Genomic DNA, 25,856 nt, shown 5'->3' with positions numbered 1-25,856 from the left:
GATGGCCGCGGTGATTGTCCGCACGCTCATCCTCGTCTCGGCACTGATCCTCATCGCGGCGGCGGTGGGGCGCTGGTGGTTCTGGGGCCGGACCCAGGCACGCGGGCGGCGGACGGAGTGCGCGCTGACGGTTGCCGAACTCTATGAGCGTCTCGGCGTGAAGAAGCGTAAGCCGTCCGACTTGCGCGATGCGGCCGCACTGGGCGCCGCCTTGCGGGACGGGGGGCTGATCTTGCTGGAGAAGGACGGCCTGAAGGCTGCGAAGAAGCGGCGCGTTGGCTGGTGGAACCTGCGCATTCTGCCGGTGTTGGTCGTCCTGATCCTCGTCTTTGCCTTCCTGAAGCCGCGATTCGCTCCCGCTTGGGTGGCTGCGGTGGGTGCGGCGCTGGTGGCCCTTCACGTGGTGATGCGGGTGAACGGGATCGGGGTGGAACTGAAGGCCGTCCAGCGGGCGTGGAAGGAGATCGAGGGCAGGAATGTTTTCCGCCGCATGGACGAGGCGGAGGAGGTGCAGCGCTGCGCCCGGGCCAGCGTGTGGGACACGATCCTGCCGTGGTAGGGGAGATGGGTACTGCGCGCATAGGACCGCGCGAGCCCACTCGCGATTCGTCTTTGCGGAAGTGGGCCCCCGCGGTCCGGTCAAAGCGAACGCTTCGCCTTCGGCGTCCCGAGGTAGTCCTTCACTTCGTCCAGCGTGAACGTGTTCAGCACGTCCTTGCGCCGCAGCCATCCCTTGCGGGCGATGCCGATTCCGAAGCGCAGGAACTGGAACTGCTCGGGTCGGTGGGCGTCCGGGTTGATCGAGCATAGCACGCCCTTGTCGCGGGCTTTTCGCCACCAGCGCCAGTCCATATCGAGCCGCCGCGGATTGCAGTTCAGCTCGATGATCGTCCGGGTTTCGGCAGCGCAATCGATGATCTTCTCGTGGTTCACGGCGTACTCGTCGCGACGCAACAGGAGACGGCCGGTCAGGTGGCCGAGCATCGTCACGTGCTCGTTTTCCATCGCTTGGATGATTCGTTTCGTCATCGTCTTCTCGTCGAGCGTGAACGAGGCGTGAACCGATGCGACGCAGTAATCGAGGGAAGCCAGGGTGTCGTCGGAGAAATCCAGCGACCCATCCTTGAGGATATCGACTTCGGTGCCACTGAAGATCCAGAGTTCGTCGCCGCGCTGGCGGTTCCATTCGGCGATCTCCTCGGTCTGTTTGGCCAGCCGTTCCTCGTCGAGTCCGTTGGCCTGGAACGACGCCTTCGAGTGGTCGGCGATACCGAGATACCGCAGTCCGAGGTCGATCGCGGCTTCCGCCATTTCCTCGAGAGTCGCCACTCCGTCCGAAGCGGTGGTGTGGTTGTGGAAAGTTCCGCGGAGGTTCTCGAGCTCGATCAGGCGTGGAAGGGAGCCATCTTCCGAGGCCTCGATTTCGCCGTGGTTCTCACGGAGCTCGGGCTCGATGTAGTCGAGTCCGAGTGTGCGGTAGATGTCGCGCTCGTCGTGGACTGTTGGAATCGGCTCATGGGGAGTCGTTTTTCCTGCGGCGGTGAATCCGTATTCGTTGAGCGACAGGCCTTGCTTCAGGGCGCGCGACCGGATGGCAACGTTGTGTTCCTTGGAGCCGGTGAAGTACTGGAGCGCGAACGGATACTGCTCGTTGGAGACCGCGCGCAGGTCGCACTGGAGGCCATTCTCAAGGCGGATCGAGCACTTGGTGTCTCCGTGCACGATCACATCCGTGACGATGTCGAGTTCGGAGAACCAGGCGGTGAGGTCCGCGGGCTTGGATGTCGCCGCGATGAAGTCGAGGTCGCCGATGGTCTCCTTCGAGCGCCGCAGGGATCCTGCCCACTGCGCCCGTAGTACATCGGGATGGGACCGGATCCTTTCGAGAATCGTTTCGGCGGCAGCGGTGGCCGTATGAAGAAGGAAGCGGTCGGCGAACTTCTCGCGTCGTTCGATCGCCTCGAGGATCTTCTGCTCGGTCTTTTTGCCGAATCCGGAAAGTCCCGCCACTTTGTTGCTCTCGCAGGCGGCCTTCAGATCGGGGATCGAGGCGATGCCGAGTTCCTTGTGCAGCGCGGCGATCTTCTTCGGTCCCAGACCTTCGATATCGAACAGGTCGAAGAAGGTGTCGGGGTATTTGCCACGGAGCTTTTGGTGGAACTCGAGCGAGCCGGTCGTGGCGAGTTCGTGGAGCTTGTCCTGAAGTGCCTCGCCGATTCCCTTGATGCCTTTGAGGTCGTTGTCCTTGGCTCGGGCGACGATGTCTCCGTCGAAGGAAGAAACGATCTCCGCACCCTGGCGGTAGGCCCGGATCTTGAACGGGTTCTCGCCCTGGATCTCGAGCAGCAGTGCGATTTCCTCAAGGACGGAGGAGAGGGTTTCTCGGGTGACTTCAGACATGGAATGCGGGCGCGGAGGGCTCCGGTCAATCGAGGATCAGGTCGGCGACGACCAAGCGGTGATCGGAGTGGCGGGTGGTGACCGCCTTGCAGCGGACGGGTGTGAAGTGGCGCGTCACGTGGATCTGGTCGAGCCGGAGGATCGGAATGCGACGCTGGAAAGTGTCGCCCCAGCCGGTTCCGGCTTCGAGGAAGGCGTCATCGAAGTCGCGCTCGAGCCGGTGCTGGATGGGGTCGGTTGCCGGCGCATTGAAGTCTCCGGCGAGAATCACCGGTTGGGCGCCGGGAAAGTCGGTCGTGTCCTCGAGGATCTTCAGGGCGACGGCGACCTCGAGGTGGCGTTGGCGCCGGTTCTCGCGGTGGGTGCGCCAGCACTCCGGCTTCCACAGGCGGAGGTCCGTGGCGGCGGAGGAAAGGTGCAGGTTGACGACCTCGATGCTCCGCTTGTCGGGCATTTCGATGGTCACGTTGTGATTGAAGAACAAGAACCGCGGGTCGGGATTGCGGACCTCGCGGGTGATTTTCCAGCGGGTTGCCACGCCATTCAGGGAAAAGCTGCGGTAGTCGCCGTGACCGCCGTAGAGACGGTCGGCGATCGCTTTCACCCGATAGCCGGAGGCCTCCTGGAGCACGACGATGTCGGGATCCCACGCGGCGATGTCGTCGGCCGGGTCACCGAACCGGTAGGTCGCGACGTTGAGCGTCACCACCCGGATCGGTTTCACTCCGGCGACCGGAGCCGCCTCTCCGGGCTGCGGTGCGGGCGTCCCGATATTCGCGATGACCCGTGCCTCGTCGGCACCGAGAAGAATCGTCAGCGTCCACACCGCCGTCACGACCAGCGACAGCGGGGCGCGGAGGAAGTAGAAGGCGGTGGCCGAAAGGAAGATGCCCAGGCCGCCCCACACCCAGATGGGCATGACCGTGTAGGCCGCCAGCAGGTCCGGCTGGCGGGCGTAGGCGAGGACCGAGAAGAAGTGGAGTGCCAGCGAGGCGCCCACCAGCAACCAGCCGGTGCGCCGGATCAGCGGAGTGGTCGTTCGCATGAAATGAAGGCCCGGCCCGGCCGCTGGGTCACATGCCGGGCATACCCGGAAGACCGAGGCCTCCGGTCAGTTTCTTCATTTCGGCGGCGGTGGCTTCCTTGCCCTTGGCAACAGCTTCCTGCACGCCCTTCAGGACGAGTTCCTCGAGAAACTCGACGTCCTCCGGGTCAACCACGGCGGGATCGATCTTCACCGATTTCACGTCGCCGCTTCCGTTGGCCACCACGGTGACCTTGCCTCCGCCGACCGAGGCTTCGAAGTCCATGGCGGCGAGTTCTTCCTGTTTTGCGAGCATGCCGGCCTGCATCTGCTGGGCCTGCTTCATCATCTTTGCGATGTTCATGGGATCAAGGGGTTAGCGGATTTGGGCCTCGAACATTTCGAGAGCCTTCTGAATGAGGGGGTCTTGGTAGAAGTCGTCTTCTTCCGGTTTCTGTTCCTTGGCCGGCTCCGGCTCGGGTGCCGGAGCGGCGGCTTTCGGTTGCGGGGCAGCGATGGGTTCGACCGGGACGTCCGGCGCCGATTCGATCAGCGCGTCGAGGCCGTCGATCCCGTTGACGTCCGGCTTGGACGGCTTGGCGGCGGGTTTCGGGGTCGCGGCCGGTTCGGGCTGCGCCGCAGGGGCGGGTGCAGGCGCCGCCGGCTCGGGAGCCGGAGTCGATACCGCCGCGCTTTCGGGCAAATGGTCGGCCGCACCGGCGAGCACCTTGATCACGTCGCTGATGCGGACTTCGCCAAGGCTCTGGATCGCCTTGATCATGCCGAGTTCGAGGTGGAGGCGCTTGTTGGTCGACCAGCGCATCCGGCCTTCGGTCTCGGCGAAGACATCGATCACGGCAAGCAATCGGTCGGCGTGGTAGCTGCCGGCCGCTTCCACGAGTCCTGCCCACGTTTCGGCGGGGATTCCCTCGGGATTGGCGCCCGCATCGAGTCCGGCGATCAGCAAGGCCCGAAGGCCGCCGATCAGCTCACCGAGGAGTTGCGACAACTCGCGGCCGGCGTCTGCCTCGCGCTGGACGATGGCCAGCGCCTCGGCGGTGTTGCGACCGAGAAGCGCGTGAGCGAGGGCGGCGACCGTTTCACGGGAGGTGAAGCCGAAGACATCGAGCACGTTGGCCTCACTGATCGACTCACCGCAGAAGGCCACGAGCTGGTCGAGCATCGACTGGGCGTCGCGCATGCCGCCATCGGCGCCTTTGGCGATCGCCCAGGCCGCGGACTCGTCGAGCGCGATGCCTTCCTCGGTCGCGATGTGCTGGAGATGGCTGGCGATGATGTCGGCCGGAATCGGCCGCAGGTCGAAGCGCTGGCAACGGGAAAGGATGGTGGCGAGGATCTTGTGCGGCTCGGTGGTCGCGAAGATGAACTTCACGTGCTCCGGCGGCTCCTCGAGGGTCTTCAGCAGCGCGTTGAAGGCCGCGTTCGAGAGCATGTGCACCTCGTCGATGTAGTAGATCTTGAATTGTCCGCTGGCGGGGGCGAAGCGGACGGTTTCGCGAAGCGCCCGGACTTCCTCGACTCCGTTGTTCGAGGCACCGTCGATCTCGAGCACGTCGAGCGAGCGCCCTTCCGCGATCTCGACGCACATCGGTTCGTCCGGATCGAAGTCGGCCTTCGGGCCGCCCGAGCAGTTCAGAGCCTTGGCGAGGATCCGCGCTGTGGTCGTTTTGCCGGTGCCGCGCGGGCCGACGAAGAGATAGGCGTGGGCAAGGCGGTTCTGGTCGATCGCGTTCCTCAGCGTGCGGACGACATGGTCCTGACCGAGGATGTCGTTGAAGGTTCGGGGTCGGTATTTCCGGGCGAAGACCTGATAGCTCACGGGCGCGACTGTATTGGAGTTTGCAGCTTTGTCAGGTTTCGGTTTTCACAAGTGCCGTGAGTGGCGAAACACCAACGATTTTGAGCCAGGCGGAGAAGCGCGAGCGCTATGCCGAGGCGGGGCTGCGGATTGCGGGACTGGTTGAAAATGAACCGGATCGGATCGCGCGGATGGCGGGGCTGGTGGCCGTATTGCATGGCGCCATGCCTCACTATTTCTGGACCGGATTCTATCGGGTCGTGGGTGACTCGCTGGTAATCGGCCCGTATCAGGGGACACCGGGATGCAACCGGATCGGCTGGGGCAGGGGCGTCTGCGGAACCGCTTGGAGAACGGGCGAGACGCAGGTGGTCGCCGACGTCCACGCGTTTCCCGGGCACATCGCCTGCGATGCCCGCTCGGCGAGCGAGATCGTGGTACCGGTGAAGGACCGCAACGGGCGGGTGATCGCGGTGCTTGATGTCGATTCGACCGAGGCGGGCGCCTTCGATGAAGTCGATGCCGAAGCGCTCGAACGCCTTGTGAACCAATGTGTCGCGGGCGCCGTGTGATCGGCGTTTTACCGATCCGAGGGATGTGCTAGGGAACTCGGGTATGGATCGCATGGACCCCCACGAGATCGAAGGCTTGGAACGGCGCGAGCGGCGGCGGCGCGGCTTCCCGTTTTTCCGCCTGGCGTTTCTGATTCTTGTGCTGGCCGGGATCGCGATTCCTTTCACTCCCCAAGGCAGGGATTTGCTGCGCGGAGTGAAGCGCTATCTCGATGCCAGGAACACGCCGGTTGTTCAGGAGCCGGACATTGGTGACATCGAGCGTCAGGTCGAGGCACGGCTGATGGAGCAGTATGAGCAGGATCTGGCGAAGCTCCGCGAAGACTTGGCGGCGGCCCGCAAGCAGGCGGCCGACGACAGGAAGAAGCCCGATGACGAGATCCTGCCCCCGATCAACGAACACACCGCTGCGACTGGAGGTGACGTCCGGAAGCTGAGGTCGGAGATCACCCTGAAAACCGAGGTCAAGGTCACCGAGGGAGGGCTGGCGTCCGACGAGCGGGTCGACGCCGATGCGTATGCCGCCAGCTACACGCTCAACGTGCGGGTGCCGAAGGCATCCAAGAGCCTCGCCGAACTCCAGAAGGTGAATCCCGATTTGGGCACACTGCTGCCGGGGCTCGGGACCATGCTTGAGAAGGCGCAGGTTTCGAGGTGGTTCTACCAGCTCTACGAGAACAAGACGGACCGGTTGAAGCGCAATGCGACACAGCTCAGCGAGCTGCTGACCCGCCACAATTTCTACGACTGCGAGACCATCCTGAACCTGACCCATCCGCAGTCGAAGCGGAAGGTGTTCCTGATGCAGGCCGAGATGGACGTGGTTTCCGACGGTTCCGACGGCGACCGGCTGCCGACGATGCCCGACGAGATCGTCAACTCGACCTACTACCAACCCTTCACCAGCTACGGGTGGCCGAAGAAAACCAAGACGCCGAATCCGATGGTGGCCGGTTGGGAGAAGCGGATCGGCAATGCCAAGCGCGAGCTTGCGGATCCGAATACGACCGCCGCCCGCAAGGCATGGCTGAAGGACCGGATGGAGTATCTGAAGCGGGGCATCCAGGACATGAAGTACCGCAGCTTCCTCGTCGCGGAGTACGATCCCTTCATCGTGATTCCGGTGAACCTGCTCACCGCATCGGGCGATCCATTTGCGCCGCGTGTCGGTGACTACGCGGTCGTGGTTCACGGCAAGACGGTTTATCCGGCGATTGTCGGTGACGGCGGACCGACCTTCAAAGTCGGTGAGGCGTCGTTGCGGATGGCGAAGCAGCTCAACAAGAACGCATCGCCTTACAGTCGTCCGGTGTCCGACCTCAAGGTGACCTACGTGGTGTTCCCGAACAGCCGCGAGAAGAAGAAGGACGCTCCGGACTACGGCAAGTGGCGTAGCAAATGCGCCGAACTGGTGAAGGAAATCGGCGGGCTGGGCGAGGGCGTGGAATTGTTCGAGTGGCCGAACCTCCTGCCCGACCCGCCGAAGACGGAGGAAGGGGAAGAGTAGCCCATTGCCAGTCTCGCCGTTGGCGTATGGCGGACTTGGTTACTTCCCGAGCCGGTTCTCCAGGTCGACCAGGACGCTCTCGAGTTTGGCGTCGCTGGTGATCGGGGCCGGGTTGTCGAAGCCGATCCAGACGACGGTCGAGCCGCTGGGGCCGATTCGGAGCATCCATGCGTCGCGGTCCGAACCGGTGGAGCCGTTGTAGCATCGGCTGCCGCCGATGGTGCGGAACAGCGCCTTCGCCTGATCGGCTGCGTGCTTGGTGATCGCCTGCGAGACTTCCGGCTTGCGCGTGAAGAGGGTTTCGCCGGCGGCGTCGGTGATCCGGGTTACGAAGTGCGGGTTCGGTCGCTTGCCGCCGTTCGCAAGGGTGGCGAGCCCGACCGCGGTTTCCATCGGCGTGGACGCCGCGCTGCCGCGGAACAGATCCTCGGTATCGAGAAACGGGCCGCCCAGCCCGCAACGCTTCGCGATTCTGGCGGTCTCGGTCGGTCCGATCTGGCGCCCGGTCATCAACGGGTTGCCGGGAATCACCCGCTTGCCGCGCTCCGCGGCGGCGGCGGCGATCCACGGTTCGAAGAGAGTCCCGAGATCCCGGCGGGCTCCGGTGCTGCGGTCGAAGCGCGAATCGAGGAAATCCCGTCCGCCGATCATCGCGAGCACTTCACCGGTATCGGAGTCGAGGGTCACGGCCGAGCATTGGACATACGCCGGTGTCGTGCCCGGATCGTGCCGGGCGTGGGTCGGATGTTCCCAGCCGCGGCCTTTTTCCAGTCCGAGTAGAACCTTCGAGAGCTCGGTCTCAAGCCGCAGCTGCCACCCGCTATCGAGGGTGGTGTGGACAATCAACCCGTCGGCCCGGATGTCGGCGGCTTCCAGAATCTTCGAAAGCTCGTCCCGCACCGCGCGGATGGCATATGAGCGCTCGTTCGTCCGTTGCTCTTCGGGTACCAGCTTGATCGGCAACGCCTGGATGCGTTCCTTTTCCGCTTGGTCGATTCGTTCCATTGCGATGAGCCGGTCGAGGACCTCGCTCTGTTGGTCACGTGCACCATCGATGTTGCGAATCGGCGAGAAGATATGGGGGCCGCGGATGATCCCGATAAGCATCGAGCATTCCCCCTCGTGGAGTTCCGAGACGGTCTTGCCGAAGTAGGTGCGTGCCGCTTCCTCGATGCCGTGGCAGCCCGAGCCGAAGTAGATCCGGTTCAGATAGTGGGTGAGGATCTCGTCCTTCGAGTAGCGATGCTCGATGCGCAGCGTGAGCGCGATTTCCAACAGCTTGCGGTGGATCGACTTCGCCCGCATCTCGTAGGTGTTGCGCGCGAGTTGCATCGTCAGGGTTGAGGCGCCCTGGGTGAAATCGCGGTCCTTGATATTGCGCAGAGTCGCCCGCGCCAAGCCACGGAAGTCGACGCCGGAGTGCTCGAAGAAGCGCGCGTCTTCCCGCGCTTCGAGGCAGCTGACGAGAAAGTCGGGCAGATCGGCGCGACGGGCGAGGTGGCGTGCCGATCCCCAGCTCACCTCGACCTGGACCCCGTCGCGGTCGAGGAAAGTCGTGCGTGCGGGGAGCTGCGCGACCTCGTCGAGATCGTACTTCGCCGCCTGCATCAGATAGAAAAACGCGACCGCCGCGACGATGAGGGTGGCGATCAGCGTCAGGCGGAATGCCCAGCGCAAGGGCGTGTGCATCCACTGGGGAAGCCAGGCCAACCATTTCGGTAGCCTTGAGATCGGACGCCAGGTGGACACGCGGGATTGACGAATGAAATCGGGCGATTGTCGATGGAGAAGCCTCTCGGGCTATTCCACCGGCAGCGCGCGGGGGACCGGTTCCTCCACGGGGACGGCGCGGGGCACGTCATTCGACGGCGATACCGGCACGGCCTTCGGTGCGGATTCGGATTCCGGGTCGACAGGTCTCGCCTTCGGCACGTTGTCTCCCGCGATCGATGGATCGCCTTGGTGGATCTGACAGAACGATCCCGGACCCGGAACGAGATCGAGCGGAACGCTGTCGGTGTAGGCCTCACCCGCCTCCTCGCAGCCTTCGGTGGCCCGTTGTCCGGAGGTCCGGCACAGCCTGCAGTCGGTAAAGGACAGCTTCGATCGGAGTCCCTCCGCTTTATAGCCGAGACGATCGGCGGTTTTCATGACCTCGGCCCAGACCGGCAACGCGAGGACGGATCCGTAGCCGCGGTTGATCGTCGTTTTCGGTTGGTCGAGGCCTACCCAGACCGCGCAGGTGAGACTCGAGGTGTAGCCGACGAACCACGCGTCCTTGTAGTCGTTGGTGGTGCCCGTCTTGCCACCGCAGGGCTTGTGGAAACCGAGCCGCTTCACCGAGGCGCCGGTGCCGCGTTCCATCACCTCGTGGAGGATCTGCGAGGTCGTCCATGCCGAGCCGTTGCCTACCGCCTGGTAGGACAACTGCGGATTACTGAACTGGACCTCACCGTTGCGGTCGCGGATCTCCGCGATGATTCTCGGCGGATAGCGTTCGCCGCCGTTCGGGAAGACGGTGAATGCCGAAGCGAGTTCCTCCGGCGACGCCTCAAGGGTGCCGAGGAACGCGGTCGGGTCTTTCTGCAGAGGTTGCTCGAAGCCGACCGCCTCGGCGACTTCGGCCACCTTGGCGTTGCCCGCGTAGTTGCCGACACGGACCGACATCGTGTTGCGCGAGCGGATCAGGCCGTAGGACGCGGGTTGCCAGCCGTTGAACTTGCCGTCGGAGTTGGAAGGCGACCAGCGGCCGGCTCCCTTGACCTCACCGGGCTTCAACGGGTCGTCGCTGATCATCGTGTCCGGGCGCAGGCCGCGCTCGAAGGCGGAGAGGTAAACGAAGGGTTTGAAGGTCGATCCAACCTGACGGCGGGCCTGCGTCGAGCGGTTGAATTTCGACTCGTCGGCGTCGCGACCTCCCACGGTGGCGACGATCGACCCGGTGAGGTTCTCGATGACCACCACGCTTCCTTGGATGTACTTCGGATTCGGCTTCGGTTCGGGCAGGTCCTGCCACGCCGCGCGCGTCTGGTGGGGATAGCCGGCCGATCGCTCGAAGCTGCGCAAGTGGCTGTTGAGTGATTCCTCCGCCTTCTGCTGCACAAGGCTGTCGATGGTGGTCGTGATCTGCAGTCCGCCAAACTCGATGTCCTCTTCCTCGAGGATGCGCTCGAGTTCGCGGCGCACGGCGTCCATCGCCCATGAGTCGTGGAAGACACGGCGCCATTCGGGACGCACCTTGACCTCCTCCGCTTTGGCGGCGTCGGCCTGCTCCTTGGTGATGAATTCGGCATCGACCATCCGGTCTAGAGTCGCGTCCCGCTCCTTGATCGCGTCGGGGATGTCGCGGAAAGGGGAGAAGGCATTCGGTCCGCGGACAATCCCGGCGAGCAGGGCGGACTCGGAGAGGGTCAGGTCTTTCGCGTGCTTCTCGAAGTAGGTGCGCGACGCTTCCTCGATGCCCCGGATCGTGTGGCCCCAGAAGATGCGGTTCACGTAGTGCTCAAGGATCTCCTGCTTCTCATAGTTGCCCTCGATCCTGTAAGAAACCGCGATCTCGAGGAACTTGCGGTCGAGGTCCTGGAGCGGATCCGAGAATGACAGCCAGTCGGCGTTCAGATTGTAGCTGTTTCGCGCCAGCTGCATCGTCAGGGTCGAGGCACCCTGCGTCATGCCCATGTCCTTGACGTTGCGCAGCGTCGCCCGGCCGAAGCCGATCCAGTCGACGCCGCGGTGCTTGTAGAAGCGCTCGTCCTCACGGGCGAGGATGGCGAAAATGAAGTCCTGCGAGATCTTCGAGATGTCGATGATGTCGCGCTTCTCGCCGTGGATCCTTCCGAGTTCCTTGCCGCGGCGGTCGAGGACGACACTGCGTTCGGGCATTTCCTCGACCTTCGCCATGTCGTAGTTACGTGCTCTTGCGTAATAGAACAGGACGAGCGGGATCAGGAAATAGATCGCCAGCAGGGCCGGATGACCGACCAGACGGATCAGGAATCGCTGGAAGCCCGGAAGCGGGGCGGTAATGCGCTGGAGGAGGATCAGCGGCCAGAAAAGCACCAACGTTCCGAACCCGACGCGCTTTCGGGCCGGCTTGCGACGGCGGTTGGAAGAGGAATTCTGGCCATTTCCCTGGGCCTTCGAATTGCGTTTCGGCATCGACGTGGTAGAGGCTAAAGCGAGACGGGCGAAAGTGCCACGGTCAACTTCGGGTGAAGACGAAGCGGCGGAAATGCGTCGCTATCACGAGTGACAAAGCGATGAAGAAATCCGGAATTTTGCATGCGATTGGCCTTTTGGTGCTGCTGGGCTTGCCCTTGGCGGCGCGCGAGCCGGTGGGTTCGCTGAAGGACTTGGTGGAATTGGAGCGCAAGACGCAGACGGTGGCGGAGCGTGTGATGCCCGCCACGGTGGCGCTGATTTCACCCTCGACCGGCGCCTCGGGCTCCGGGGTGATCGTGGAAAAGGACGGCCTGATCCTGACGGCGGCCCACGTGACCGACGGCGCCGAGGAGGTGGAGGTTGTTTTCCCCAACGGCAAGCAGACCAAGGCCAAGGTGCTGGGGTCGAATTTCTCGAAGGACATCGGCATGGCCCGGATCACCGAGGAGGGCGACTGGCCGACGGTCGAACTGGGCAAGTCGAAGATTCTCGAGGCCGGCGACTGGGTCGTGGCGATGGGGCACAGCGAGGGCTACGATCCGGCCCGCACGCCTCCGGTCCGGTTCGGGCGGGTCGTTTCCGAGGGTCCCGGGAACTTTCTCACTACCGATTGCACGCTGATTGGCGGTGATTCGGGCGGACCGCTGTTCGATCTCGACGGCAACCTGGTTGGGATCAACTCGTCGATCGGCGAGTCGCTCGATAACAACAACCACGCGGGGATCGATGGTTTCCGCGAGGACTGGAAGCGCCTGCTCGAAGGGGAGAGCTGGGGCGAACTCCAACTCAACCCCTTGGCCAATCCGGAACGCCCGGTGGTGGGTATCGTGATGGGGCGCGAGCTGCGCGACGGCGGCGTGCCGGTCGACCAGGTCACGGCCCGTTCGCCGGCGGCCAAGGCCGGGATTCGGCAGGGCGACATCATCCGCAAGGTGGACGGAACCCGTGTGCGGGGCGGACGCAGTCTCGGGCTCCTGCTGGCGAAGTATTCGGCGGGCGATACCGTCACTCTCGCCATTCAGCGTGGCCGGGAGCAGATTGAAATCGACGTGGAACTGATGCGTCGCGACCAACTTTTCGAAGAACTCAAACGATGAAGATAGCAGCAACCCTTGGATTGACGGCGGTGCTGGTGGCACAAGCCGTCGCGCAGGATGTGCCGCTCCAGCGGCCGGAAGAGCGGCAGGCGACGCGACAACAGTCGCAGGAGATTTTCGATGTCATCAAACCGCTGGCCCGCGAGGTCTCCAAGTCGACCGTTTGGATCTGGGCGAATCGCCGTCAGGTGGCGATGGGCACGGTTGTCGGTGACGGCAGCCAAGTACTGACAAAGTGGAGCGAGATCGCCTTGGCCCGCACGCCGATCCAGGCGGTCGGTGGCGACGGACGCACGGCGACGGCTTCGATTCTCGGCGTCTATCGCGATGAGGATCTGGCGCTGCTTCAGCTCACCGGTGAAAAGTTCAAGCCGGTCACGTGGAGCGAGGGTGAGACTCCCGGAATCGGACGGTTCCTTGTCGCTCCCGGTCCGGATGACAATCCGCTGGGCCTTGGTGTGGTCGCGGTGGCTGAGCGTCCGCTTCGCGAGTCGGATCAGGCATTCATCGGGATCAGTCTCGACCCGGAGTTCGAGGGTGACGGCGTGAGGATCCGTGAGGTCGATGATCGTGGGGGTGCCGACGAGGCCGGAGTGCTTGCGGGCGATGTCCTGACGGCGATCGGAGAGCGCGAGATCACCAGTGCTTTCGAGCTTCGGAACATCCTTCTCGATTACTCACCCGGCGATGAGATCACGGCCAAGCTGCAGCGCGACGGCAAGCCGCTCGAAGTGCAGATCACGCTCGGCGGCCGGCCCGAGTTTCCCGGTGTCCCGGAAAGTCGTCTGCGCCTGATGCGCCAGATGGGCGGGCCGATCAGTCTGGTCGGCAGCGGATTCCCGCTGGCCCTTCAGACCGACATGCAGTTGAAGCCGCAGCAATGTGGGGGTCCGGTGATCGGTTTGGATGGCGAGGTGGTCGGTGTGACGGTCGCAAGAACCGACAGGACCCGCAGCTTCGTGATCCCGGCATCCCAGATCCAACTCATGCTGGGTCAGAATCCCGTGAGCCCCGCGATGGCCCAATTGCCGACCGAGACCGAGAGGGTTCCCGGCGGCGGTGCCGATCGTCCGCGGCGTCAGGCGGTGCCGATGAATCCACGCGCCGCGGGCCGCCTCCGTCGTCACCTCGAGGAGATGTCCGAACTGCTCGAGCGAATGGAGCGGGAGATGGAGGAAGTCGGCGAGGAGTGATCGCCCGGGAACGGTGGTTGCGGCTTAGTAGTCCGTGGAGTGCTTCCCCCGCCGGATTTCGAGAAGAAATCCAGCCAGCGAAAGAGTCGCTGCCGCAGCAGCAGGCGCTCTGATGAATTGAGCATTGTCCAGCAGGCCTGAAATGAGCGGCGCCCAAGTGGCGATCGCCAGATGCCAGACCATTGCGAAGAGCCAGCCAGCGACAAACCACGGCTTCGAATGCTTACTTAGGACTCTCAAGCCGAAGAACACCCAAATCGCGAAGCCGGGTAGCAAAACGAGGACTCCTATCGGAAAGGCAAGCCACGATGATAGCGTGATCGCCCAATAACCCCCGGCGAGAGCAAGTACACCTGCAACGACTCTAGGAGCGGTCATCGTGACAGGGCAATCTAGGCGAGCCGGTCAAGCATGGGAACTGAGGCATCGAACTCCACGCCCCTCGCTCCAAGCTTCCGCCCTCCTACAGGCAGACCCGTCGGAACAATTCGTCCAGCGGGAGCTGCATGCCGATGTAGAAGTCTCCGAAGTCGGCGTAGCGGGCGGATACTTCGTCGAAGCGCATCTCGTAGACGATCGCCTTGATTTCGATCGTGTCCTTGGCGAGGAGGGTCACGCCCCACTCGTATTCATCGAGTCCGGTCGAGCCGGTGATGAGTTGGAGGATGCGACCCGCGTAGGTCCGTCCGACCCGTGCGTGGCCGCCCATCAGACGTTTCCGTTCCTCGAACGACAGGCTGTACCAGTTGTCGTTGCCTTGGCGGCGTTTCGACATCGGGTAGAAGCAGACGACCGGCCAGTCGGGGAGGACCGGGTAGAGGCGGTGCTGGAGGTAGTGCTCCATTCGCTCATCGAACTCCTTCATCGCGGCGGCGAACTCGGGGCTGTCTTCGGACAGACCTTTCTCGCCCTTGAGTGTCTCTTCGGCGTATTGCTCCGAGGTGGTCGTGTATTCGGATCGCTCGGTCTGTGAGAGATACGAGTAGACCGGACTCAGGATCTCGGGTCCGAGGGAAAGCGTGAGCTGCTTCTCATAGGCGTTGGCCACCTGGAGATCGGGCGTCAGCAGCATGAAGCCGATGTCGGCCTTCGGGGTCGCGATGGAAAAGGTCAGCAGGTGGGTGTCGGGCGTGCTGCGGATCTCCTGGACGAGCTCGGCGAGCTTCGTCTTCGCGGCGCGTTGCTCTTCCTTGTCGAGGAGTGACCACTGGGCGTGGTCGATTTGATAAAACAGGTGCATCACGTGCCAACCTTCGCGGGGCACAAGCGACGGAACGGGGGTGCTATCGGACATGAATCAGTGTCGGTTCGACGAAATCGGTGCGGTGAACAGTGTCTTGAACTCGCTGCCCCGGGCATTGAGTGAAGGTCCCTCCAGGACTTCAGCGGTCCAGCGGCCTTCGCCTACGCGGTAGCCGTTGAACTCGCCGTTCGTTTCAAAGCCGTCGGTGGAGGCGAACTCGAGCGTGTCGGAGCCGTTCTTTACAAAGCGTCCGCCCTCGAACCGGCGCGTCACGCTGTCGCCGACAAACTCGCCGCTGTCATTCTTGTACCACACGCGGAGGACGCCGCTGCCACCGGAGAGGCGGATCGAAATCGCGGGGATGAACGAGACCTCGGGGCGGGTGATGTCGGGGTTGTCGCCGGTCCGAACCGGTTGTCGCCAATAGGTTTCGGCGTCCGTGACTTCGGCGTAGTTGCCCTCGATCGGGAGATCCGGTTGATCGCTCCCGATGCGTTTGGTCGGGACGTCGGAGAACTGGCCGACGATCCACCACACGGCGAGCGCGAGGAACACGGCGGCGAGTGCTCCAAGGCCGATCCACTCCTTCCGGTTCGGAGGAGGGAGGTCATCGAGAAGGGAAGCGGACTTCGTGGCGGCTTCGGGTTCGTCCGGTTCCTCCTCGGGCTCCGGTTCGACCTCGGCAGCGGCCGGAGGCACTTCGGCAGGGCTTTCGGGTGCCGGTTTGGGCTCGGGCTTGGGAATCAGCTCGCGCTCCGGCTTGTGCGGTCTCCGCAGCACGGGGGTGGGGTCTTCCTCCGGTTCCGGAGTCGCCTCGGCTTCCCGTGGTTCGACCGGTGTCGAAGCGATCGGGGCGGGTTCGTCATCGAGATTCCAGAGGTCCTCCTCCGTGGTTTCACGGGACAGTTCCGTCAGCCTCGGCCGGTGTCGGCGCGGCTGGGATGAGGGCGGCTTGGATTCCTCGGACATGGGCGTCGGGGCTGTCTTAGGAATCGCCCGGGGGCTTGGCCAGTGGAAAGCACGGCTGTGGTGGCCGTGTCGACCGCGCCGCCTGCCTGCCGCCGGGGCCGTCTACGGGGGACGAAAAGGTTTGCATGACCGGCGCTACGGCGCGATTTCAGGCACGCAAACCTTTCACCGCACCCCACGATGGCCGACCGCGAAGACAAGAATGAAGAGAACGTCGACGGCAAGTTCTACGTCGACAGCCAGTGCATTGACTGCGACCTCTGCCGGGAGACGGCGCCGAACAACTTCACCCGCTCCGACGACGAGGGCTACTCGTACGTTTTCAAGCAACCGGAGAATGACGAGGAAGTCGGCCAGTGCCGCGAGGCGATGGAGGGCTGCCCGGTCGAGGCGATCGGCGAAGACGGGGACGAGTGAGATGGCCCGGGAAGACCGGCTCGCACGCATCCGCCGCGCGATCCTTCGCGAGTGGCGGGGTGGCGATGAGCCGGATCATCCGGACTCGCGGGTCCACCAACCCACGGACTTCCTCGCCGCGATCCTCAAGCAGGCGAACGCGTCCGAGGGGATCGATGAGGAACGGCTCCGCGAAATGTGGGTCGAGATCGCCGGCGAGTTCGTTGCCCGGCATGCGGCACCGGACTCGCTCAAGGGCGGCTGCCTGACCCTCAAGGTTCTGCAGCCGGCAATGCGGTTCCAACTGGAGCAGATGAAGCCCCGCCTGCTCGCGAATTTGAAGCGGGCAGCCGGTGAAGGCGTCGTCCGCTCGATCCGATTCTCGCTCGGTTGATCCGCCATGTTTCGCGCTCTCATATTCGACTGGTCGGGGACCTTGGTGGATGATCTGCCGCCGGTTCTGGATGCCACGAACCATGTTCTCGGCGTTTACGGGAAACCGCCGATGGACCGTGAGGAGTTCCGTGTCCGCTTCCGCCTGCCTTACCGGGAGTTTTACGAGGAAGTGCTCCCGGGTGTCCCGCTTGAGGAGCTCGAGACGCATTTCAGAAGCGCGTTTTCGGCATCGTCGGCGCCGGTCACCGTCCTGCCCCACGCGAGGGAGAAGCTCGAGTGGTGCCGTCGGCACGGGATCCGGTGCTTCGTGTTGACCAGCATGGATGCCGATGCCTTCCGCGGGCAGCTCGAGGAATTCGGACTGGCTCCGTATTTCGAGGCGACCTACGCCGGGGTTCTCGACAAGCGCGAGCGGATCCTCGGGATCATCGAGAGTCATGGGATCGATCCCGCCGACTGCGCGTTCGTCGGCGACATGGTCCACGATATCGATACCGCCCGGCACGCCCGCATCACCTCGGTGGCGGTTCTCACGGGCTACACCCATCCGGCGCCCCTCGCCGATGCCTTGCCCGACATCACCGTGCAGGATCTCGATGGACTGCGGCGGTTGCTCGAACGGCCGCTCGCACGCAAGGCGCCGGTTGCGACGGTTGGCGCGTTGATCGAGGACGAAGCCGGCCGCTACCTGATGGTGAAGACCCACAAGTGGAGTCATCGATGGGGGATCCCCGGCGGAAAGATCAAGCGGGGTGAAAGCTCGGAGGACGCGCTCCGGCGGGAGATCCGCGAGGAGACCAATCTCGAGATTGATGAGCCGAGGTTCGTGATGGTGCAGGACTGTATCGATTCCGAGGAGTTCCAGCGTCCCGAGCATTTCCTGCTGCTCAACTACGTCGCTCGCCGTATTTCCGGTGAAGTGGTTCTCAATGAAGAGGCGGAGGAATTCCGCTGGGCGGATGCCGAGGAGGCACTCCGGATGGATCTCAACCAACCGACACGTGTGCTTCTCACGGAAGTGATGCGTTCCACCCAGCAGGCATGAACAGCGGCGTGATCAAGATCCGGGGATTGGAGGTGGAAACGAGGATCGGTGTCCCTGAAGAGGAGCGTGCCGAGTTCCAGAAGCTCCTGATCGACATCGACATGGTTCCGGGCGCGGCTTTCTTCGCGATGGGTGACGATGTTGCCCGCACCATCGATTACCATGCGGTTGCGGTGGAAGTGGTGTCCCTCGCAGCAACCGGTGAGCGGCGGTTGATCGAAACGCTGGCCGACGAGATTGCGGATCACGTGCTCGAGCGCCATGCGGCCCGCGAGGTGAAGGTGAGGATCCGCAAGTTCATCCTTCCGCAGACCGAATGGGTCGGAGTGGTGCTGAGCAAGGCCGCCGAATAGGTGGTGTTCGGCGCCTCAAAGGAGAAATTGCGGAGTTTTTTGACCTGCCATGCTAATCAACGGGGCGGGACGCCTATGTTCCAGCAGCTTCCGTGAATCCCGAGTCCAACATCGACGCCGAATTCGTCACGCTCCTGACGGATCACCAGTCCGTGATCCGGGGGTTCGTGATCTCGCTTCTGCCCGGTGCGCCGGACCTCGATGACGTGATTCAGAAGACCAATCTCGTCCTCTGGAACAAGCGGGGTGACTTCGAGATGGGGAGCAATTTCTGCGCGTGGGCGCTCACGGTCGCGCGATTCCAGGTGCTCGCCCATCAGCAGGCGCTCCGCAAGAGGCACTGGATGACCCTCGATGACGATGTGGCTTCGATGCTGGCGGAAGACTTCGCAGGGAACATCGGTCGCGATTTCTACAACGAGCGGGTCGACGCGCTCCGAACCTGCCTCGGTGAGGCGAGGGAGAGCGACAGGGAGCTGCTGATGGCCCGCTACTGGAGAAAGACGCGCCTTCAGGACTTCGCGGTGACCCACGGGCGGTCGTTGAGCGGACTGCGGGTCCAATTGTTCCGGCTTAGGGCGGCGCTGAAGGTTTGCATCGAGAACCGTTTGGGAGGGGAGGGAGCGGCATGAACTCCAGGCATCCCGGCAGGCGGAAACTCGAACAACTCCTCCAGGACTTCGAGGACAGCAACATCTCGTCGGCCGATCACCGGCAGTTGATGGATCTGTTGCGCGGCGAGCCGGAACTGCGGCTTGCCTACCTGAAGCACATGGCCGTGGCGACGGGCTTGCACGAGGTCGCCGAATCGTGGGCCGCGACTCACGGACCTCCGGCACCCGAAACCCACGAGGCCCGCGAACGGCGGATCCTGAAGCGCTCGTTCCTTGCTGCGGCTGCGGTGCTTTTCCTGCTGCTGGCGATCGGCAGCGTGATCGCGATCCGCGAGCGACTGCAGCCGCCGGTGCGGATCGTTGAAGGTCAGGGCAGCCTCTGGATGTTCGAGTCCGGGGGTGTTGGAGAAGATGGGGAGTTCGTGCCGGGAACGATGCTGCTGGTTGACAATGGCTCGCTCGAGATCACGACCCGGACCAAGAGCCGCATCGTGCTCGAAGGGCCGGCGAAGCTTGAGCTGCGGGGTGAGAAGTTGGCGAGGTTGCACGAGGGCAAAGCGTGGTTCGACATCTCCGAGCGCGACACGGGCTTCACCGTCACGACCGCCCGTGTCCGGGTGGTCGATCTCGGAACGCGTTTCGGAGTGGTATCGTCTGACGGGTCGGATCTGGTGCAGGTGGACTCGGGGCGGGTAAGGATCGAATCGCTTAGCGAAGGCCCGGCACCCCTTGAACTCCATGGCGGACAGGCAGCACGAGCGAACGTCGTGGGGCGGAGTGCTCCGGAAGCCTACGACCCAGATCTATTCCTCTCGACTCCTGCGCCAGCCGAGGATCCGGCAGTGTGGGCCTATTATCCATTCGATCACGATTGCTCAGATCAGTCCGGATCGGGGCGTGATGGCGCTTTGGTCGACAACAAACCGCACGGCAGTTCCAAGATCTCGAGGACCGGCAATGACTTCCGTTTCGGAGGAGGCGCGTTGGATCTGGGGTCTGACCGTGACTTCGTGTCCGTCCCTTCGAAGACTTTCAGTTCGGGTTCTCCTTACGCTGTATCTTTCTGGGCCCGCAAGGCGCCCGGCGATCAGGGGCAGGCGTCATGGTGGGACATGGTCATCGGAGTGCGTGGATCCAAGGACTTCTTCATCGCGCTTGGGGATGCCAACGGTGATGACGGGCGGACAGGGTTGCGCTGGCGTGGGAATACGGAAGCGCCCGGAGCCCGTCAGGCGGATTTCGACGCACCGGACGACAGCTCATGGCATCACCATGTGATCATCGCGGACGGGGCAGGCTCGCTTTCGTACTACCTCGATGGGATTCAGAGGGAGACCGCCGAGAATGTTGAGACCGGCTTCGGCTTCGATTCGATTGGCGATGCCTATGGCACAGGACTCGATGTCGATTTTCACGGACAAATCGACGAGGTGTGGATTTTCGAGGATTCGATCGGTCCCGGGGTGGTGCGGTCGCTGTTCCGCGGATCTCACCGGCCGGGGGATCACTGAAAAAAAGTCACGATGGAGGCTAATCATCGGGCACCTGTGCTTATTCCACAGGTAGAGTGACCAAAACCCATGTGTCCGCCTGATGAAAACCCATTGTCTTCCCACACTTGTAATTCCGTTCCTTGTCCAGTCCGCCATCGCCGGGGTCTGGGCCCACTTTCCCTTCGATAGCGACTACGCCGACGTCTCGGGCAACAGCCAGAACGGCGCTCTGATCGACGTCGATACCATTGGCAACTCCGGCATCACCACCTCCGCCGGAGACTTCAAGTTCGGTAGCGGGGGGCTCGACCTGAGTGCTGACCGCGACTACGTCTCGTTTCCCTCCAAGACCTTCAGCTCGGGAACGGCCTATTCGATCGCCTTCTGGGCCCGCAAGGCCGGGGGCGATACCGGCGGCGCCGCCCAATGGGACATGGCGATCGGCCAGCGGGACGGAACGAACTTCTTCGTCGCCCTCAACGATGCCAGCGGCAGCGGCGGCAGGACGGGGCTGCGGTGGCGCAGCAGCGACGGCACGACCGGGCGCAATGCGGACTTCGCGGCGGCTGACGACACCGATTGGCACCACTATGCGATCGTCGCGAGCGGCACCACCATCACCTGCTATGTCGATGGTGGTCCGGCACAGGTCGCGACCGGGAAGAGCACCGGAATCATTCTCGATACGATTGGCGAGGCCTACACGGCCGGCAACGACTTCGATTTCCACGGCCAGATCGACGAGGTGTGGATCTTCGACCACGCGCTTGGCGAACTGGAAGTCGAGGGGCTCTTCACCGCCAACGACACCACTGCGGCCTTGCCCGAGCGGAGCCTGCATCATCGCTACGATGGCGACTTCACCGATTCAGGTCCGGAGGGGCGCGACGGTACTGCGGCCGGTACCGCGGCGCTGACCTCGGATGTGGGCGAAGTGGTGTTCGGAACCGGAGCGCTCGAACTGGACGGGGTTTATGGATCCCAGGTGGATGTCGACGAGTTCTACTTCCTGGACAGCGAGGCCTGGAGCATCTCGTTCTGGGCACAACGCGCTGAGAACGGGGCGAACAAAGGAATGGTGATCGGTGCCGCGACCGACACGCAGAATTTCCTTTGGCTCAACGACAACTTCACCGGCCTCCGTTTCCGGTCCGATGGCAATGTGACCTACAACTTCACGGTTCCGCAGGACACCGCCCTCCATCATTACGCTTTGGTTGCGGACGGAACCGGAAACCTGAGCCTGTTCCGTGACGGTGAGTTTGTTGAAACTGTCAATCAGGGTGACTCGTCATTCAGGATCAACAGCATCGGTCAGGGATACACCTCCGGTCTCGACTACACCTTCCAAGGGATCCTTGATGAGGTGCGGGTGTTCGAAGGGGCGATCACCCCGACCCAGATCGACGGACTCTATGCGAGCAACGATCCGGACGCGGTGCAGCCCCGGACCCTGCACCATCGTTACGACGGCGACTACACGGATGCGTCCGCGGGCGGCCGTGACGGAACGCCTGTGTGGGATGCCCTGATCACAGCCGATCCGCTCAAGGTCGTGGCGGGATCCGGAGCGCTGGAGGTCGACGGTCTCTATGGAAGCCAGGTCAATTTCGACCCGATGGTATTCCTTCCGTCGGAGCCGTGGAGCGTCACGTTCTGGGCGCAACGGGCAGAGCTTGGCGGTCAAAAGGGAATGGTGATGGGCACGAGCACGGACACCCGAAATTTCATCTGGCTTAACGACAACTTCACAGGCCTCCGCTTCCGTTCGGAAAGTGGTTCGACCTATGACTTTACTGCCACACAGGACCTCGGTCTCCACCACTACGGCCTCGTCGCGGATGGAACCGGCAACCTCACCTTCTATCGCGACGGCCAGTTCGTTGAGACGCTGAATTCGGGAGACACCGACTTTAAGATCGAGTGCATCGCCCAAGGATATACCTCGGGGCTGGATTACACCTTCCAGGGAGTCCTCGATGAGGTCCGGGTTTTCGATAGCGCGCTCATCGCGCAAGACGTCATTGACATCTATGATGCGGAGAATCCGGGGGGTGGATCCCCGGTCACGAAGGTGAATGTGTTCCTCTTGGGCGGTCAGTCGAATGCCGACGGGCGAGCCGATCCGGCGTCGCTTCCCGCCGGTCTTCAGACGCCCCAGTCGGACGTTGACTTCTACTACAAGGTGGATGGAGGCGGGAGCGCCCTGACGACCCTCCAGCCGGGTCTCTCGGAGACGAGCCAGTTCGGTCCCGAGGTCACCTTGGGCCGCCGTCTTGCCGACCTCTTCGGCAACGGGCCCGAAACGCGCACCGCGCTGGTGAAGTATGCCAACGGCGGAACCAACCTCGAGGTCCAATGGGCCGGGGGAGGTGACAACACGACCACCGGCGATGGGCCGGAGTACGTGACGTTCCAGCAAACGGTGACCGACGGATTGGCGGCACTCGCTGCAGCCTACCCGGGGGCATCCATCGAGATCTGCGGCATGGTCTGGCTGCAGGGTGAAAGCGACATCAACGGAGGATTCCACAACAACTACGAAACCAACCTGACGAACTTCATCGCCGACGTCCGCGCCACCTATGGTAGTGACCTTCCGTTCGTGATCATTCGTTTGTCCGACGGCCAGAGCTCGCTCGATGCCGGTCGGCTTGCGACGGTCCAGGCGGCAATGGATGCGGTGGCGGCCGCCGACCCGCTGACGAGTGTTGTCAATACGGATAGCTTCGGTGTGAAGGGAGACAACCTGCACTTCGATGCCGCCGGTCAGCAGTCGATCGGTACGGCTGCCGGTGAGGATCTGGTCTACTTCAAGTGGATGTTCGACACCTTCTCCCCGGCCCAGATCGGTGCCGGTGCCGCGACCATGTCCGGAGATGGGGACGGCGACGGCCAGAGCAACGAAGACGAGTGGGTCGCCGGAACCGATGGGGCCGATCCGTTCTCGTTCTTCGCGGCACAGATCGCACCTGCCACAGGTGGCTTTGATCTCAGCTATCCGACCGCCGCCGATCGAAACTACTCGGTGGAGGAATTCGATCCGGTGCTCGAAACGTGGTCCGAGATTCTCGCCCCGCAAACCGGGTCGGGTGGAACCGATACCCGCACGGTGCTGACCGGTGATCCGCTGCATATCTACCGGATCCGGGCGACCCTCCCGTAGCGGATTGGTGGCCTCCGATTGAAAGATCGCAACGGTTCGCCGGCCGTTGCGGTCTGCACGGCTCTGGGCGGAATGCACGGTGATGGAAGGGCCGGTGCGAATCTCCGCCATTCCGCTTCATCGGCTGCAGCCCTGTCGGGACGGGGTATCCCGGGCCACCACATTAAGGGGCCGGTAACTGGCTCGGGATCCGCTGGAGATCTCGGCATGATTTCTTTCGAGAAGACGCTATCCACCCTGAAGGAGACGCTCTCCGAGCAGTGGACCGGGTTGGTGAGTCAGGTGCCCAATCTGGTGGCGGGGCTGGTTGTCCTGCTCGCGACATGGATTGCGGTCTTCGCGTATCGGAAGTTGGTCCGTCGTGCCCTTCGTGGTCGGTCGATGAGGGACTCGCTGAAGGAACTGATCGTCACCTTCGGTAAGGTCGCCATTTGGACGCTCGGGGTGCTGATCGCCGCGATGATCGTCTTCCCCGATCTCACACCTTCGAAGGCGCTCGGCGCGGCCGGCTTGGCGTCGGTTGCGGTCGGACTCGCGTTCAAGGACATCTTCCAGAACTTCTTCGCCGGCATTCTTCTGCTATGGCGCTTTCCCTTCGAACCCGGCGACTTCATCGAGTGCGGCGACGTGTGCGGGCGGGTCGAAGACACCCGATTGCGGATGACGACGGTCCGCAGTCTCACAGGAGAACTCGTGGTGGTTCCGAACTCCCAGCTGATCGGCAACCCGCTCGAAGTTCTGAATGACCAGTCGCTCCGGCGGACAACGGTGGAGACCGGAGTTGCTTACAAGGAGGACCTCGACCGGGCACTCGAGTTGATCGAGGGCGTGCTCAACCGCTGCGACAGCGTCGACAAGGACCGGCCACACGACGTCTTTGCTTCCGGTTTCGGCGACAGCAGCATGAACATCGATGTGATCTATTGGACGGATGCCCGGCCCTATGAGCAGCGGCGCAGCAGGTCTGAAGTGATCACGGCGATCAAGTCGGCCCTCGACGAGGAAGGTATCGAGATCCCGTTCCCGTATCGCACGCTGACCTTCGACGAGCCGCTGCCGATACTCAGCAAGCGGCCGAGGAAGGAAAGGGTCCCGGCCTGAGGCGGATCGGAACGAGCAGCGTGATCAAACCTATGCAGGCGAGTCTGTTCTGGAGATGGTCGGAGGCCGATCCGAGCAAGGGTGAAACCCTCTACATTCGCGGTGGTGCCAAGTCCGCCAAGGGCGAGAGTCGCACTGCCGAGAGGAAATCGATTGCGCCCCGTGACGGCGAAACCTTCGGAGGTGCCGACGGACGGGGCGAGCGGAAGCGGCCCGCCTAGGTCTCCGGCTCAGTAGTCCGCAACCGGGGAGTTGGCCACGGCCTCATCACCAGTGGCGGGGACCTCCGCCGCGAGTTCGGCGATCTTCTCGCAGGTCTTGCTCCACTTGTCCTCGTCCCAGACGAGCGGGGCGTGGAGCTTCTTGCGGAACTTCTCGACCCGCTTTTCGGCGTCGGCCGCGACGTTGCCGGGGAGTTCGGAGATCAGGTGGGCGGCTTCGTCGGCGCGCTCCATCCGGTGGCAGATCATCGCAAGATCATTGCCGGCATGGATGGCTGCGGGGACGTCGGAATTGTCCGGGAAGCGGTCGGCGATTGCGCCCATGTCGAGGTCGTCGGTGAGCACGAGATGGCGATCGAATCCGAGTTGCCCGCGCAGGAAGCCGTTGATGATCTTGGGCGACAGGGAGGCCGGAAGCTCGGGGTCGATGGCCGGGAAGCTGACGTGGCCGACCATGATCGCATCGAGTTCGGGCATGAGCGCCGTGTAGGGGATGATGTCCTCGGCGAGCAGATCCTTGATGGTCGCATTGGAGGATGGCAGATCGTGGTGGGGGTCCACCTTGGCCCGACCGCAGGCGGGGAAGTGCTTGGCGCAGGAGCGGAGCGAGCGTTTGCGCATCCAGCGGTTCCACATGCCGGCGTGGTCGATCACACGTTGCGGGTCGCGACCCCAGCACCGGCCGCGAAGCGCGTTCGAGGCGCCGACATGGTGATCGAGGTCGAGCACCGGCGCGAAGTTCAGGTTGAATCCGAGCAAGCGCAGGAGGTCGGCGGTGTAAGCGCCCGCATTGGCGATGTTCACCGGGTTCCCTTGGGCGGCGAGGTCGTTGGCGGACGGAACGACCGGGGCGATCTCCTTGGTGCGGGTGACCCGGCCGCCCTCCTGGTCGATGGCGATGATCGGGTCGAGGGTGTGGAGAGAACGCAGCGAGTCCGTGAGCTCCCGGGTTTGCTCGGGGCTGACGATGTTGCGCGAAAAGAGGATGTAGCCGGCCGGTTGGAGCCGCTCAAAGCGCTTGCGCTCGGTGTCGCTCAGTTCCGGCCCCTCGATGCCGAGGAGGAGTAGGTTGCCGTTCATGGACGT

Annotated in this window: 23 protein-coding genes; 14 read left to right on the top strand and 9 right to left on the bottom strand. The window is 63.4% G+C overall.

Features of this window, described 5'->3' with window-relative positions; translation table 11 throughout:
- The first annotated feature begins 1 nt into the window (after position 1).
- The gene (locus HAHE_RS21165; protein WP_338687317.1) at positions 2–559 is read left to right on the top strand and encodes a hypothetical protein; all 558 of its coding nucleotides are present in this window, start codon (positions 2–4) and stop codon (positions 557–559) included.
- An 80-nt stretch (positions 560–639) separates the two neighbouring features.
- Here HAHE_RS21165 and polX read toward each other — a convergent pair whose 3' ends face one another.
- The 4 genes from polX to dnaX are packed head-to-tail and all read right to left on the bottom strand — an operon-like array spanning position 640 to position 5,264.
- A complete protein-coding gene (gene polX, locus HAHE_RS21160) occupies positions 640–2,400 on the bottom strand; it encodes a DNA polymerase/3'-5' exonuclease PolX (protein WP_338687316.1) in 1,761 nt (586 codons plus the stop codon).
- Between the two features lie 25 nt (positions 2,401–2,425).
- Positions 2,426–3,445, bottom strand: a complete 1,020-nt coding sequence (locus HAHE_RS21155) for an endonuclease/exonuclease/phosphatase family protein (RefSeq protein WP_338687315.1) — start codon at positions 3,443–3,445, stop codon at positions 2,426–2,428.
- 28 nt (positions 3,446–3,473) lie between these two features.
- Positions 3,474–3,788 carry a YbaB/EbfC family nucleoid-associated protein gene (locus tag HAHE_RS21150; protein ID WP_338687314.1) on the bottom strand — a complete coding sequence of 105 codons (315 nt, stop codon included), beginning with the start codon at positions 3,786–3,788 and terminating at the stop codon, positions 3,474–3,476.
- A 12-nt stretch (positions 3,789–3,800) separates the two neighbouring features.
- Complete coding sequence (gene dnaX, locus HAHE_RS21145) at positions 3,801–5,264, bottom strand: DNA polymerase III subunit gamma/tau (protein ID WP_338687313.1); 1,464 nt, start codon at positions 5,262–5,264, stop codon at positions 3,801–3,803.
- A 56-nt stretch (positions 5,265–5,320) separates the two neighbouring features.
- Between dnaX and HAHE_RS21140 the strand changes: the two genes are divergently transcribed.
- On the top strand, positions 5,321–5,815 hold the full coding sequence (locus HAHE_RS21140; RefSeq protein ID WP_338687312.1) for a GAF domain-containing protein: 495 nt from the start codon (positions 5,321–5,323) through the stop codon (positions 5,813–5,815).
- Between the two features lie 52 nt (positions 5,816–5,867).
- The gene (locus HAHE_RS21135) at positions 5,868–7,322 is read left to right on the top strand and encodes a glycoside hydrolase family 75 protein (RefSeq protein ID WP_338687311.1); all 1,455 of its coding nucleotides are present in this window, start codon (positions 5,868–5,870) and stop codon (positions 7,320–7,322) included.
- A 39-nt stretch (positions 7,323–7,361) separates the two neighbouring features.
- On the opposite strand, the gene HAHE_RS21130 is transcribed toward HAHE_RS21135, so the two are convergent.
- Both HAHE_RS21130 and HAHE_RS21125 read right to left on the bottom strand, forming a co-directional pair.
- On the bottom strand, positions 7,362–9,011 hold the full coding sequence (locus tag HAHE_RS21130) for a transglycosylase domain-containing protein (RefSeq protein ID WP_338687309.1): 1,650 nt from the start codon (positions 9,009–9,011) through the stop codon (positions 7,362–7,364).
- Positions 9,012–9,122: 111 nt separating this feature from the next.
- Positions 9,123–11,480: a PBP1A family penicillin-binding protein gene (locus HAHE_RS21125; RefSeq protein ID WP_338687308.1), complete on the bottom strand. Its 2,358-nt coding sequence runs from the start codon at positions 11,478–11,480 to the stop codon at positions 9,123–9,125.
- Positions 11,481–11,581: 101 nt separating this feature from the next.
- Between HAHE_RS21125 and HAHE_RS21120 the strand changes: the two genes are divergently transcribed.
- The gene (locus HAHE_RS21120) at positions 11,582–12,580 is read left to right on the top strand and encodes a S1C family serine protease (protein WP_338687307.1); all 999 of its coding nucleotides are present in this window, start codon (positions 11,582–11,584) and stop codon (positions 12,578–12,580) included.
- Positions 12,577–13,773 (top strand): S1C family serine protease, encoded by a 1,197-nt coding sequence (locus HAHE_RS21115; protein ID WP_338687305.1) that lies wholly within the window; start codon positions 12,577–12,579, stop codon positions 13,771–13,773. Before HAHE_RS21120 ends, HAHE_RS21115 begins: the two co-directional genes overlap by 4 nt.
- 463 nt (positions 13,774–14,236) lie before the next feature.
- Here HAHE_RS21115 and hemQ read toward each other — a convergent pair whose 3' ends face one another.
- Together hemQ and HAHE_RS21105 are read right to left on the bottom strand one after the other, a co-directional pair.
- Positions 14,237–15,067, bottom strand: coding sequence for a hydrogen peroxide-dependent heme synthase (hemQ, locus tag HAHE_RS21110; protein ID WP_338687304.1), 831 nt, complete (start codon positions 15,065–15,067; stop codon positions 14,237–14,239).
- A gap of 3 nt (positions 15,068–15,070) precedes the next feature.
- Positions 15,071–15,985 (bottom strand): hypothetical protein, encoded by a 915-nt coding sequence (locus HAHE_RS21105; protein WP_338687303.1) that lies wholly within the window; start codon positions 15,983–15,985, stop codon positions 15,071–15,073.
- Positions 15,986–16,165: 180 nt separating this feature from the next.
- On the opposite strand from HAHE_RS21105, the gene HAHE_RS21100 reads away from it, so the two are divergent.
- The 9 genes from HAHE_RS21100 (at position 16,166) to HAHE_RS21060 (ending at position 24,770) form a co-directional block, all read left to right on the top strand.
- Entirely contained in the window at positions 16,166–16,402 is a 237-nt protein-coding gene (locus HAHE_RS21100; protein WP_338687301.1) for a ferredoxin, read from the top strand.
- A 1-nt stretch (position 16,403) separates the two neighbouring features.
- On the top strand, positions 16,404–16,775 hold the full coding sequence (locus tag HAHE_RS21095; RefSeq protein ID WP_338687298.1) for a DUF721 domain-containing protein: 372 nt from the start codon (positions 16,404–16,406) through the stop codon (positions 16,773–16,775).
- A 6-nt stretch (positions 16,776–16,781) separates the two neighbouring features.
- On the top strand, positions 16,782–17,822 hold the full coding sequence (locus HAHE_RS21090; RefSeq protein ID WP_338687296.1) for an HAD hydrolase-like protein: 1,041 nt from the start codon (positions 16,782–16,784) through the stop codon (positions 17,820–17,822).
- A complete protein-coding gene (locus HAHE_RS21085) occupies positions 17,819–18,175 on the top strand; it encodes a dihydroneopterin aldolase (protein WP_338687294.1) in 357 nt (118 codons plus the stop codon). Before HAHE_RS21090 ends, HAHE_RS21085 begins: the two co-directional genes overlap by 4 nt.
- A gap of 92 nt (positions 18,176–18,267) precedes the next feature.
- Positions 18,268–18,807 carry a sigma-70 family RNA polymerase sigma factor gene (locus tag HAHE_RS21080; protein ID WP_338687292.1) on the top strand — a complete coding sequence of 180 codons (540 nt, stop codon included), beginning with the start codon at positions 18,268–18,270 and terminating at the stop codon, positions 18,805–18,807.
- Positions 18,804–20,300: a LamG-like jellyroll fold domain-containing protein gene (locus HAHE_RS21075; RefSeq protein ID WP_338687290.1), complete on the top strand. Its 1,497-nt coding sequence runs from the start codon at positions 18,804–18,806 to the stop codon at positions 20,298–20,300. Before HAHE_RS21080 ends, HAHE_RS21075 begins: the two co-directional genes overlap by 4 nt.
- A gap of 82 nt (positions 20,301–20,382) precedes the next feature.
- Positions 20,383–23,448 carry a LamG-like jellyroll fold domain-containing protein gene (locus HAHE_RS21070; protein WP_338687288.1) on the top strand — a complete coding sequence of 1,022 codons (3,066 nt, stop codon included), beginning with the start codon at positions 20,383–20,385 and terminating at the stop codon, positions 23,446–23,448.
- Positions 23,449–23,655: 207 nt separating this feature from the next.
- On the top strand, positions 23,656–24,549 hold the full coding sequence (locus HAHE_RS21065) for a mechanosensitive ion channel family protein (protein ID WP_338687286.1): 894 nt from the start codon (positions 23,656–23,658) through the stop codon (positions 24,547–24,549).
- Positions 24,550–24,581: 32 nt separating this feature from the next.
- Positions 24,582–24,770, top strand: a complete 189-nt coding sequence (locus tag HAHE_RS21060; RefSeq protein ID WP_338687284.1) for a hypothetical protein — start codon at positions 24,582–24,584, stop codon at positions 24,768–24,770.
- Positions 24,771–24,779: 9 nt separating this feature from the next.
- Here the strand turns inward: HAHE_RS21060 and HAHE_RS21055 are convergent, their stop codons facing one another.
- On the bottom strand, positions 24,780–25,850 hold the full coding sequence (locus HAHE_RS21055) for a glycoside hydrolase family 3 N-terminal domain-containing protein (RefSeq protein ID WP_338687282.1): 1,071 nt from the start codon (positions 25,848–25,850) through the stop codon (positions 24,780–24,782).
- Between the last annotated feature and the right edge of the window lie 6 nt (positions 25,851–25,856).

This window comes from Haloferula helveola (genome assembly GCF_037076345.1).
Lineage (GTDB): Bacteria > Verrucomicrobiota > Verrucomicrobiia > Verrucomicrobiales > Akkermansiaceae > Haloferula > Haloferula helveola.
Note: the sequence above shows the minus strand (reverse complement) of the source record. Positions and strands in the feature narration are given on the sequence as shown.